This is a genomic window from Oribacterium sp., assembly GCF_057249185.1.
This window is the reverse complement of the sequence record NZ_DBHIGR010000063.1, coordinates 1-11,045: the sequence shown is the minus strand read 5'-3', so window position 1 is coordinate 11,045 and position 11,045 is coordinate 1. Positions and strand designations below refer to the sequence as shown.

Below are 11,045 nucleotides of genomic sequence, written 5' to 3'. Positions count from 1 at the left end.
GCTGATTACCAAGAACAGGTAAAGAAAAGCTACAACTTAATAATACGAGGAGTTAGGAAGGAATAGCAGTAGATGTTTCAAGGCTTTTTTAATTATGATAATGATGTTTGGCGGTTTGTAGGCCGATTGGCGGATATGATGGTTTTGAATCTTTTGTGGATTCTGTTTTCTCTGCCTATTGTAACTCTGGGAGCGTCTACTACGGCTTTATATTACTGTACCATTAAGATTGTGCATGAGGAGGATCGAGGCAATTTCAGGATGTTTATGCATTCCTTTAAACAGAATTTAAAGGAGGGCATCATTCTCTGGATGATTTTACTGCCGATTTTGGTGATTCTTCTCCTGGATCATCGCTTTTTTTCCATGATATTTGCCAATAACACGGCATTACGCTTCCTTTTCCGGGGGATTACGGATGCGCTGCTTTTGCTGTGGCTATTTGTTTTTCTCTACGTCTGGCCCCTGCTTTCCCGCTTTGATAATACCTGGCAAAGAACCTTGATTCATGCCTTACTCATGTCCATCCGCCATCTTCCCTATACCCTTGGCATGATTGCTGCGGATGTATTGCTGGTTGTGGGAAGCTATTTTTTGATTTTATTTATGCCAATGTTTACGCCGGTATTTTTTGTTTTAGGCTACCCTCTGATTGCCTGGATGAATTCCGCCTTTTTTAAACGGATTTTCCGACTCTATGAAAAGAAGGTGGAAGTAAGGGATCCCTTTGAAGAGAGAGTTTACGGAAAGAGAGGAAAGGAAACGGAATCTGCTGAAGAAGCGGAAAAATAAAAAGAATCTGCTGAAGAAGCGGAAAAAATAAAAGGCTTCTCGTATTTCTTCCACAAAAGGGAGGAGGCCGGAGCGTCCTTACGGAAGCTCCGGCCGAGTATTATGAAAAAAATCTTATTTAGTGGATAACGAGCACTTCGTTATCTGTAATGCAGTATAGAAGTCAAGAGTGAATAAACTATGTTTATGCTGTAAACATTGTGCTAACAAAATATGAACGAAGCATGAATGAGGAGAAGAAATGTTATTACAAAGTGAAGTGAAGGAAGAAAGGAACCCTTTTTCGGATTGGCCCAAAAGCTTTTACGAGGAAAGGGATGTGGTCAAGCGCTTTGCCCTGGTGATTGAAAAAATCAAAAGGACAGAGGATATGGAGGAAAAGCTTGTAGAAGGAAAACGCCTGGAAACCCTTCGCTTTCGTTATCCTATTTTGCAAAAGGAAAATTTGGACAAGTTTGTAGAAACACAAAGGGGAAAGCCTTTGCAGATTAAAGACAACTTTATGGCAGCCTGGATGGAAATTTTAATTTCCGGACGAACCGGTATTTCCTTTTGGAATAAAAAGAAAATGCAGAAATGGGTGTCTCAGCAGTTGGACAACTTTCATTTGCCCGAAAAGAAGACCGGGGAAGAACGGAAGAGAGAGGATATTCCCTTAAGTGATGCGGCTATCGTAAATCTTACGCTGCAGAATCTGGATATTCCGGAGATACCGGAGGGACAAAGTCTGGAAAGCACCATGCTGGCCTTCGCCAAAAGTCCGGAGACTCTGGCTTTGGAACAGATGTTGCTTAAACTGGAATGGAAGGCCTTTGCCAAGTTTTGGATGGAAACCTGTATCAAAGACAAGAGCTATTCCTCTACGGTTTTCGGCCTCGTGCGAATGAAGGATGAGACCTTGGCTAAGAAGCTGGCTCAGGAAATCGGGGATGTCTGTGTCTTTATCCCAAGAGCCCTGGGACTTGAGGAGCGGGCGGTACCCCTTAGAAATGCGGTGGTGAAGGCCTATGAGGAAATGATTTATCAGGGCAGAAGCTACTGGGATGCATTGATGGCGGAGAATAAAGCCTAGCAAAACTGGGAACAGAAGATGGCGGAGACTAATGCTTAGCAAAACTGGGAACAGAAGATGCCGGAGAATTAAAGGAGAAAAAAGCAATGATCAAGAAGGCTGTAATATTTGATGCGGACGGAACCCTATGGGACAGTGTGGATTTGGTGGCAAAGGCTTTTACCATCAAATTACAGGACTTTCCGGAGACGAAGGGCATCAGGATTTCTCGGGAGGATCTTCTGCCTTTAATGGGAAAAACCATGGATCAGTTTGCAACAAGCTTGATTCCTCAGGTAGAAGGGAAGAGGGTAGAAGAGATCCTCGGATACTGCATGCAATTTGAAAATTATTATTTGAGTGAGAAAAAGGTACAGTTCTATCCTCATCTGGAGGAGTGTATCGCAGCATTGAAGGCGGCAGAGATTGGTCGATATATCGTTTCCAACTGTCAGTTAGGGTATATTGATGCGGTACTGTATGGAGAGAAGTTCACCCTGGGAAAGACCGGAGACTTTCTGGATATGGAATGTTACGGCAGCAACGGGAAAAAGAAGGCAGAGAATATCCGGATTTTGATGGAGAGAAACCATTTAAATCCGGAGGACTGTGTATATCTTGGGGATACCGCCTTAGACTATAGCTCCGCTACAGAGGCAGGAATTGCCTTTATCCATGCTTCGTATGGCTTTGGAAAGGTGGAGGGGGCAGAAAGAAGTATTTCCGATTTATCGGAGCTGATTCATGTATTACCATTCTCCCTCTAAAAATTCTTTGGTTTCGGGCCGCTCAGGATGAGCAAAAAATGCTTCCTTTTCGCCCCTTTCCCAAAGCTCTCCTTCGTGGAAGAAGCTCCTTCTGCCTTGCTTTCTCCCTCTTTTGCAGTAGTGCTTTCTGCAGCAGTTTCCTTGTCACTTGCTGTCGCAGTGGTGGAAGCCGTGCTTCCCTTTGCACCGCAGGCTACCAGAGAAGAAGCCAGAAGAAGGCTGCCGAGTAGTAAAGATAGTTGTTTTTTCATCATTTTCCTCCCATGGAATTAAAAGAATCCATATTCTAGGCATGAATCCAAGGATTTCAAGCCAAAGAACATGTCGTAGAAACAGTATTATTATGGATAAGATTAGTGAGTAGGTCAAGGGCTGAAAAGCTTGATAAAAAAGAGAAATATTATGAAATGACAGACTTGGAATAATGGAATAATATTCGGCAATATGATACCATGGAGCCATCTTTAGCAAAGGAGGAACTCGCATGTCTATGGTGAAAAAAGATACGATCGAAGCAAAAGGTTTTGCTATTCAAATTTATACTGAAGACTTTAAAAACGACTATATAAGTCTAACGGATATTGCTAAGTATAAAAATACTGATGATCCGAGGTTTGTTATTCAGAACTGGATGAGAAACAGGAATACGTTGGAATTTATTGGGCTATGGGAAGTTCTGAACAATGAAAATTTTAACCGTGTGCAATTCGACACGTTTAGAAATGAGGCAGGACTGAATAGATTTACAATGACACCACAAAAATGGATTGATTCTACAAATGCTATTGGCATAATTTCAAAGTCCGGAAGATATGGCGGAACATATGCACATTATGATCTTGCGATGGAGTTCGCTTCATGGATTTCACCAGAATTTAAGCTTTACATTATCCAAGACTATAAAAGGCTTAAGTCAGATGAAAATTCTAAGCTATCATTAGGTTGGAATCTTAATCGAGAAATTTCTAAGATTAACTATAAAATTCATACAGATGCAATCAAAGAATATCTCTTAAAGGATCTTACCAACGAGCAGTTATCTTATAAATACGCAAGTGAAGCAGATATGCTAAATGTTGCCTTATTTAACAAAAGAGCAAAACAGTGGCGTGAAGAGAATCCGGACCTAAAAGGAAATATGAGAGACTATGCGAGTTTAAATGAATTATTGGTTCTTGCCAATATGGAAAGCTACAATGCAATTCTTATCGGAAAAGGCATGGATCAAAAAGAAAGAATGATAGAGCTAAGGAAGCTTGCAAGAACTCAGCTGATGTCAATTGAAAAGTTGAACAATACAGGAATAAAGAATTTAGAGAATAAGGTCAAAGAAATAGATTAGAAATCTATAAAAATTCCGGTAAATCCATGCTTATACTTTAGAGCGACGAGAAGATACAATATACTCCTGCTCGTCTTCCATTTCATATTCTTTTTATATCCATTTTATATCCCTTGAAGCATACTCATAGAAACGGCATTTTCAATATTCATATTTTCAGAAAAAGTTTTTTCTTTTTTAAGTTTTTTCCTGTGGCACGAAAGGGTATACTGATAAAGTAGCTTTGAGGAGGAAAATATTATGAGAAAAAATCAATTCACAGGAGCTTGTCTTGTAACAACACTCTGTTTAGGACTTGGACTTACAGGCTGTCAGAATAAAGTGGCTACAGAGCAGAAGTCTTCCATGGCAGTTAGTGAAAGTATAGATGCACAGAGTCTTGCAGTAAGTCCGGAAGATGCCGGTGTGTCCATAAATATGGACAGCAATGGAGACAGCTTTAAGCCGGCAGACTATACTTTGCCGGTGAAGGATGAGTATATCTATGAATATCTGGGCTTAAAATTCAAGCTTTCCGAGAAGATTAGGGAAGCCATGAAGGCAAAGGACATCGTGATGCTGGACGATCAAAGCCCCATAGATCAGGAGCTTAAGTACGGATTGTTGAGCTTTAGCAAACTTACAGAAGAGCAGAAAAATGCGGAAGTGGGGAAGATGGGAGACGGCTACGAAAAGTGGCAGGAGAGTCTGGAAAGAATCGGCACCATCGGGATGTTTGAAAAGAGTCTTTCCGAGGAAGAAATCGGAAAGATTACAAAATGCGACAGTCATACTAAGCTGGGAGAGTCCAAAGACGGAAAATACAGCTATTATCTTAGTGTAAATAGTGGAGCTGATGCAGAGACGATAGAGGAATTGAAACAGACGACCGTAGAAATCACGGAGAAAAAAGAACGTCCGGAAAACGGCTTTGTTTTGTCCGAAAAGTCTGACTTGGAAAACACCATGGCTTTTTCCACCGATTCCCAAAATGTAGCTACTGACTTAAGCAATCTTCAGACGATGGACATTGACGGAAAGGAATTCAGCGGAAAGGATTTTTCCGACTATGACCTCACCATGGTCAATGTTTTTGCCACCTGGTGCAGTCCCTGCGTGCAGGAAATTCCGGATCTTGCGGAAATTCAGAAGGAAATGAAGGGCAAGGGTGTCAATATCATTGGGGTGGTAACGGACACGGTGGACCAGACCGGAGAAAATCAGGAGGCTTTGGAGAAAGCGAAGCTGATTCGGGAAAGAAGCAAGGCGGAGTATCCCTTTTTAATTCCGGATAAGAGCAATTTCAACGGCAGACTCAGCGGGATTCAGGCCTTTCCGGAGACGTTCTTTGTGGATAAGAAGGGACAGATTGTAGGAGAGACCTATTCCGGTTCCCACAATAAGAAGGCTTGGTTGGAAATCATTGAAAAGGAACTGGCTAAAGTAAAGCAGTAAAGGCTCACTTTTAATGGAGCTATATAAGTTATACGAAAAGCTACAAAAATCTAGCTTTGGCAAGCTGTGTTGAGGAATGGTGAAATATGAAACAGAAAATTTTAAAGTCCCGGCTGACTTCCCTGATTCTCCTTTGCATGGGCATCGCCATGATCTATGTGGGAGTTCATCGGGGAGAGGCACTGGTGGTAATGAACAAGGCAATCAAAGTATGTATGGAGTGTATCGGCATTGGATAAGTTAAAAGAATTCATCAACGGAAAATCAAAAAAAGATAAATATAAAGCAAGAAACAATGTACGACACATCTTCCAATCCTTTTGGTTCTTGGTGACCAATTCCTTCTTTGAGGGATTTAAAACAGGAAAAATCTATAGCGGAGAATTAAAGAAGCTTTGCGTTCCCGGAATGAATTGCTACTCCTGTCCGGGGGCCAAGGGTTCTTGCCCCATCGGTGCCTTGCAGGCGGTGATTGGCAGCCCGAATTACAAGTTCAGCTACTATGTGGTGGGCTTTCTATTTTTTGTGGGAGCGCTGATAGGAAGAGGGGTTTGCGGATACCTCTGCCCCTTTGGGCTGGTGCAAGATTTACTGCATAAGATTCCCTTTGTGAAGAAGATAGAGACCTTTAAGTGGGACAAGCCTTTACGAAAGGCAAAGTATCTCATCTTACTTGTTTTCGTTATTCTCCTTCCTCTGTTTTTGGTGGATATTATAGGACAGGGAGCACCTTATTTTTGTAAACTGATTTGCCCTGTGGGAATGCTGGAGGGAGGAATTCCTCTGGTGTGGATGAACACTAGTATGCGGGGAGCCGTAGGCTTTCTCTATGCATGGAAGGGCTTGATTTTGCTTCTTACTATCCTCCTTTCCATAATCATTTACCGCCCCTTCTGTAAGTATATCTGTCCCTTGGGCGCGATTTATTCGCTATTTAATTCCGTGTCTTTTTTCCGTTATACTTTGGATCATCAGAAGTGCATCCACTGCGGAAGATGTAAGGCGGTTTGCGAGATGCAATGTGATCCAGTACAAAACTGCAATGATTTGGAGTGTATCCGTTGCGGAAAATGTAAGAATGCCTGCCCGGTGGATGCTATTGCCTGTGGGGTCACAAATGTGGACGTACCCGAAGAAGTAAAGGCGAAGGCCTAGGGAAGAAACTCAATCCATGGATTCGAAAGGATAGCCGAAGAAACTCAATCCATGGATTCGAAAGGATAGCTGAAGGAAATCAATCCAAGGATTCGAAGGGGATAGTGGAGGCGATATGTTTATTTTGGAATTAAATCAGGAAGGCCTTGGGATGGAAATCGGCTCATTCCAAACGCTGGAAGAGGGAAGAGCCTTTATTTCCCAAGTGGAAAGCTATCAATATAAGGAAGAAGAGGGATTTGTCTATGAAACGCTGGACATTCGGAAGCTTCCGGAGTATATGGAGCTTCAATACAACGGACATATTGTTCCTCTTACGAAATTTATGTTTACCGGAGAAGGAGAGATAGACATTTTCTGGAAAGAGCTACCGGACTTAAGTGCTCCCGGGAAGGGCATGGTGGAGGGAGCAACCAGAGTGGACGCCTACTCCATTGAGAACCGGGATCTGAAGGACTATATTGCAAGACGGGAAAGTCAGTACCGAAAAGCCAAAGCATTTTTAGAAGCAAAGGGCTATGAGGCGGAGAGAGCCTACTTCGGTTCGGAAGATGGGGAAGCGGTGCTCTATAGAAAAAAGGGAAGTGAAGACTGGCATTTTCTTACCCACATGGACCCCGGTTTTAATGAGGAAGAGGATTTCCAAAGCCTTTTGGAGTAGGAGGAAATCTTCGAAAAGGCAGAAGAAAGCTCCACGTAAATTGCGCTATGTGGAACTGTGCATTTGTAGCTTTGTGGAACTGCGTATATTTCTTGCACTTTTCCCCTTTAAGCTTTATAATCAAGAAACGCTCTATGATTAGGAGCTTTTTTTGTGGAAAAATTTAGAGCGAGACGAAAAAATTTGAGGTTTAAAATGAATGAAGTATTCGTCATGAAAGGGGGCAATCCCCTTCGTGGAGAGGTAGTCATCAGCGGGGCAAAGAATGCAGCACTGGGTATCGTGGCAGGAGCCCTTCTTACCGACGAAGAAGTAATTATAGAGAATCTTCCCGATGTTCGAGATATAAATGTTATGCTGGAGGCTTTAAAGGCCATCGGAGCGAAGGTGCACCGCATAGAAAGTCATGTGGTGTCTATTCAGGCGGATCAGTTGTCTATGAAAAGCGTAGATGACGATGCGATTCGCCGTATTCGTGCGTCTTATTATTTTATCGGGGCACTTCTGGGAAAATACCACCAGGCCAAGGTGGCCTTACCCGGCGGCTGTGCCATCGGGGAAAGACCCATTGACCAGCATATTAAAGGCTTTACCGCCTTGGGAGCCGAGGTGGAAATTTCGGATGGCTATTTTGTAGCGAAGGCGGAGGAACTTGTAGGACAGCATATCTATCTGGATGTGGTGTCCGTAGGGGCAACCATTAACCTGATGCTGGCTGCGGTTTTGGCAGATGGTCAGACGATTATTGAAAATGTGGCCAAGGAGCCTCATATCGTAGACGTAGCCAATTTCTTGAACAGTATGGGGGCGAATATTCGCGGAGCCGGAACGGATACCATTCGTATTCGAGGGGTGGAGCGTTTGCACGGAACCACTTATGGGGTAATTCCGGATCAGATTGAAGCCGGTACCTTTATGTGTGCAGCAGCCGTTACCCGAGGAAATATTTTGATTAAAAATATCATTCCCAAGCACATGGAATCCATTGCCGCCAAGCTTCGGGATATGGGAAATACCGTCTATGAAGGAGACGAGGAAATTCAGGTCATCGGAGGAGAAAAGCAGAGGGGAACCAAGATTAAGACCCTTCCCTACCCGGGATTTCCTACGGATATGCAACCCCAGATTGCGGTTACTCTGGCATTGTCAGAGGGTAAATCCACCGTTACCGAGTCGATTTTTGAAAATCGTTTCTTATATGTAGAGGAATTAAAGAAAATGGGGGCGGATATCACTGTAGAAGATAGAGTGGCAACCATTTTGGGAAAAGAAAAATTACAGGGAGCAACCCTACATGCCTTGGATTTACGTGCCGGAGCCGCTCTGGTTCTGGCCGGCCTTGCCGCAGAAGGAATCACTGTGCTGGAAGACATAGGATATATTAGAAGAGGCTATGAGTTCTTCGAAAAGAAGCTGATGAACTTAGGAGCCAAAATCATTTTAGCGAAAACGGAAGAAGAAGTGGAAGCCTTCCGAAGAGAAGCATAATCACAGGAGTCGGTAAAGATATAGAAAGCTGTATGAACACTATTCTGTCTTTACCGCCTCCTGTTATTTTTATGCTTTTTCGGAAGAATTAGCTCTCTTTGGAAGGCTTACTTTCCGGAGGAAGTCTTCCGTAATGGTTTTGTAGGAAATCCGGGAGGGAAAAGAAAAAAGTTCTACGCCGGATTATGCTATAGTAAGGGCAAAAAGAAAAATAGGAGAAGAGAGACGATGGAGAGAAATTTTACAAACATGATACCGCTCGCGCCATTAGCGATACTCGGTAAGAATAAAAATACTAGGAATAGCCTGGGAGGAAGCCTGCTACAAAGCTTGGCTTTTCTGCTTTTTACACTTCTTTTTTCCCTGAGCTTTTTTGCAGGAAATTCCGCCTATGCTTCAAACATTGCGGGACCCGGTGTGAAAAGCCTTTCCTCTCAAAAAGAGTTAAGGGCGGTTTGGTTTTCTTATCTGGACTGGATGAATATGCCGAAGGAAGAGCAGGCCTTTCGGGCAGAGGCAGCCAAGGTCATGGACAATCTGCAGAAGAACGGTTTTCAGACTCTCTTCCTCCATGTGCACAGCCATTCCGACAGCTACGGGAAGAAAATGACGGTTTTCCCCTATTCCAAATTTATGCCGGGAAATGGCAGCTTCGACCCCTTGGAGATTATGATTTCCGAGGCAAAGAAAAAGGGCATTTCCGTCCATGCCTGGTTTAATCCCTACCGTGTCAGCAGTTCCATGTCCAAGTGGGAAAATATTCCCGAAGACAGCATTGTGAAAAAATGGAGCAAAACCTCCGGAGAAGAAAGAAATGTGCTTCTTCATGAGGGGCAGTATTATATCAATCCCTCCAGGGCGGCAGGAAGAGAGGCACTTCTGGCCTCTATTAAAGAGCTTTTGGATAATTACGCCGTGGACGGCATTCATTTTGACGATTATTTCTATCCCAGAGTTTCCTTGACAGAAGAGGGCAAACGCTTTGATGAGCCGGAGTATGAGGAGGCGAAAAGACAGGGAGAGACAGGGAGCTTAACAGAATACCGGAGAAATCAGGTTTCTTTATTGTTAAAGCAGGTACATAGCCTGTGTAAAGAAAGAGGAGTGGTCTTCGGTGTAAGCCCGGTGCCAAATCTGCAAAGTCTTCGTTCTTCGGTGGCGTATTTCCTGGATGTGGACAAAATTATGGCCTCCAAGGACTATATTGATTACATCATGCCCCAGATGTATCACGGCTTTAGGGCGAAAAACGGAAAAGGGCAGGAAGCTCCCCATGCTTATATGCGAAGCCTTGGAGACTGGGTGAACTTAACAAATTCCACTGGAAATCAGGTGGAACTCATGCTAGGCTTAGGACTGTACCGAGCAGGAAGCACCGTTTGGGACGGAAATCCTGTATCGGAGTGGTTTACGGAAAGTGATATTTTAAAAAGACAGGTGGAAGAAGCCAGAAAAACAGGCATTGTAAAAGGCTATGCAGTCTTTGCCTATCAGAATCTTTTAGAAGAAAGAGCCCAAAGAGAGCTTGGAAATTTGAGAAGCGTATTTCAAAACTAGTATCTGGAATACTGTAGGATTTTACAAGAGTATGAAAGTCAGGCAAAAGTCAGTTCTGTTTGTTTTTGAGCTTCAGGATAGTAATGTCTACATCTGAAATATCACATGGAAAGTAAAAGCAAAGTTAAGTCACTGTTTTGTAGGATAAAGGAAATGCCAAAAGGGGAGGAATGAAAATGAAGATTGCAATGGGAAATGATCATGCCGCTGTAGAGATGAAGATGGAGCTTAAGGCATATCTGGAGGAGCAGGGAATCGAGATTATCAATGTGGGAACTGATACTTCGGAACGCTATGATTATCCCTTGGCAGGCTATCAGGTAGCCAAGCTTGTGCAGGAGGGAAAGGCAGACTTCGGCATCGCCATTTGCGGAACGGGAGTGGGCATTTCCTTAGCAGCCAATAAAGTTCCCGGCATTCGGGCATTCCCCTGTTCCGAGCCTTATTCCGCAGCCATGGGAAGAAGACACAACAATGCCAATGTACTCTGCCTTGGTGCCAGAGTAGTAGGTGTTGAGCTTGCAAAGATGATTGTGGACAGCTTCCTTTTGGCAGAATTTGAAGGGGGAAGACACGCAGATAGAGTAGCCCTGATTTCCGAAATCGAAGAGGATGCAGAAGGGTTCAAAAAGAGGATGTAGGAGTATATTTAGCTTCTTTTTCCTACAGTATAGGTCTTAAACCGGAGCACGCTCTCGCTAACTTCGCCCTGCTGAGCAGTGGTTTAGGTTAACCACTGCTCACTTTGCTTGTGCGCCTAGCGGCGCACGTTTCTAACGGGTTAAAGTCCCGAATCCG

General features: G+C 43.5%; 12 protein-coding genes. 11 read left to right on the top strand and 1 reads right to left on the bottom strand.

Annotated elements, in window-relative coordinates:
• The first annotated feature begins 72 nt into the window (after positions 1-72).
• The 3 genes from ACO4PX_RS05160 to ACO4PX_RS05150 all read left to right on the top strand — a co-directional run bounded on the left by ACO4PX_RS05160 (position 73) and on the right by ACO4PX_RS05150 (position 2,610).
• Positions 73-792 carry a YesL family protein gene (locus ACO4PX_RS05160; protein WP_485560684.1) on the top strand — a complete coding sequence of 240 codons (720 nt, stop codon included), beginning with the start codon at positions 73-75 and terminating at the stop codon, positions 790-792.
• A gap of 241 nt (positions 793-1,033) precedes the next feature.
• On the top strand, positions 1,034-1,864 hold the full coding sequence (locus tag ACO4PX_RS05155) for a DUF6553 family protein (protein ID WP_485532685.1): 831 nt from the start codon (positions 1,034-1,036) through the stop codon (positions 1,862-1,864).
• Positions 1,865-1,950: 86 nt separating this feature from the next.
• Complete coding sequence (locus ACO4PX_RS05150; protein WP_455015870.1) at positions 1,951-2,610, top strand: HAD family hydrolase; 660 nt, start codon at positions 1,951-1,953, stop codon at positions 2,608-2,610.
• Here ACO4PX_RS05150 and ACO4PX_RS05145 read toward each other — a convergent pair.
• Positions 2,607-2,861, bottom strand: a complete 255-nt coding sequence (locus tag ACO4PX_RS05145; protein ID WP_485571820.1) for a hypothetical protein — start codon at positions 2,859-2,861, stop codon at positions 2,607-2,609. The two genes, ACO4PX_RS05150 and ACO4PX_RS05145, sit on opposite strands and share 4 nt — an antisense overlap.
• Before the next feature lie 233 nt (positions 2,862-3,094).
• On the opposite strand from ACO4PX_RS05145, the gene ACO4PX_RS05140 reads away from it, so the two are divergent.
• From ACO4PX_RS05140 to rpiB, 8 genes are all read left to right on the top strand, one after another.
• On the top strand, positions 3,095-3,952 hold the full coding sequence (locus ACO4PX_RS05140; protein WP_485571818.1) for a KilA-N domain-containing protein: 858 nt from the start codon (positions 3,095-3,097) through the stop codon (positions 3,950-3,952).
• A gap of 240 nt (positions 3,953-4,192) precedes the next feature.
• Complete coding sequence (locus ACO4PX_RS05135) at positions 4,193-5,386, top strand: TlpA family protein disulfide reductase (RefSeq protein WP_485571816.1); 1,194 nt, start codon at positions 4,193-4,195, stop codon at positions 5,384-5,386.
• A gap of 86 nt (positions 5,387-5,472) precedes the next feature.
• Positions 5,473-5,625 (top strand): CD1871A family CXXC motif-containing protein, encoded by a 153-nt coding sequence (locus ACO4PX_RS05130; protein ID WP_304073219.1) that lies wholly within the window; start codon positions 5,473-5,475, stop codon positions 5,623-5,625.
• Positions 5,618-6,541 (top strand): 4Fe-4S binding protein, encoded by a 924-nt coding sequence (locus ACO4PX_RS05125; RefSeq protein ID WP_315001095.1) that lies wholly within the window; start codon positions 5,618-5,620, stop codon positions 6,539-6,541. Before ACO4PX_RS05130 ends, ACO4PX_RS05125 begins: the two co-directional genes overlap by 8 nt.
• A gap of 115 nt (positions 6,542-6,656) precedes the next feature.
• Complete coding sequence (locus tag ACO4PX_RS05120; RefSeq protein WP_485571814.1) at positions 6,657-7,202, top strand: hypothetical protein; 546 nt, start codon at positions 6,657-6,659, stop codon at positions 7,200-7,202.
• 195 nt (positions 7,203-7,397) lie between these two features.
• Entirely contained in the window at positions 7,398-8,690 is a 1,293-nt protein-coding gene (locus ACO4PX_RS05115) for a UDP-N-acetylglucosamine 1-carboxyvinyltransferase (RefSeq protein WP_314667654.1), read from the top strand.
• Between the two features lie 330 nt (positions 8,691-9,020).
• Positions 9,021-10,247 (top strand): glycoside hydrolase family 10-like protein, encoded by a 1,227-nt coding sequence (locus tag ACO4PX_RS05110; protein ID WP_485571812.1) that lies wholly within the window; start codon positions 9,021-9,023, stop codon positions 10,245-10,247.
• Positions 10,248-10,423: 176 nt separating this feature from the next.
• The gene (rpiB, locus tag ACO4PX_RS05105) at positions 10,424-10,888 is read left to right on the top strand and encodes a ribose 5-phosphate isomerase B (RefSeq protein WP_304073480.1); all 465 of its coding nucleotides are present in this window, start codon (positions 10,424-10,426) and stop codon (positions 10,886-10,888) included.
• Positions 10,889-11,045: the final 157 nt, after the last annotated feature.

Bases quoted from the DNA above. Each gene is read 5' to 3' on its own strand.
- ACO4PX_RS05160 (WP_485560684.1), top strand. From the start codon at position 73: ATGTTTCAAGGCTTTTTTAATTATGATAATGATGTTTGGCGGTTTGTA.
- ACO4PX_RS05155 (WP_485532685.1), top strand. From the start codon at position 1,034: ATGTTATTACAAAGTGAAGTGAAGGAAGAAAGGAACCCTTTTTCGGAT.
- ACO4PX_RS05150 (WP_455015870.1), top strand. From the start codon at position 1,951: ATGATCAAGAAGGCTGTAATATTTGATGCGGACGGAACCCTATGGGAC.
- ACO4PX_RS05145 (WP_485571820.1), bottom strand. From the start codon at position 2,861: ATGAAAAAACAACTATCTTTACTACTCGGCAGCCTTCTTCTGGCTTCT.
- ACO4PX_RS05140 (WP_485571818.1), top strand. From the start codon at position 3,095: ATGTCTATGGTGAAAAAAGATACGATCGAAGCAAAAGGTTTTGCTATT.
- ACO4PX_RS05135 (WP_485571816.1), top strand. From the start codon at position 4,193: ATGAGAAAAAATCAATTCACAGGAGCTTGTCTTGTAACAACACTCTGT.
- ACO4PX_RS05130 (WP_304073219.1), top strand. From the start codon at position 5,473: ATGAAACAGAAAATTTTAAAGTCCCGGCTGACTTCCCTGATTCTCCTT.
- ACO4PX_RS05120 (WP_485571814.1), top strand. From the start codon at position 6,657: ATGTTTATTTTGGAATTAAATCAGGAAGGCCTTGGGATGGAAATCGGC.
- ACO4PX_RS05115 (WP_314667654.1), top strand. From the start codon at position 7,398: ATGAATGAAGTATTCGTCATGAAAGGGGGCAATCCCCTTCGTGGAGAG.
- rpiB (WP_304073480.1), top strand. From the start codon at position 10,424: ATGAAGATTGCAATGGGAAATGATCATGCCGCTGTAGAGATGAAGATG.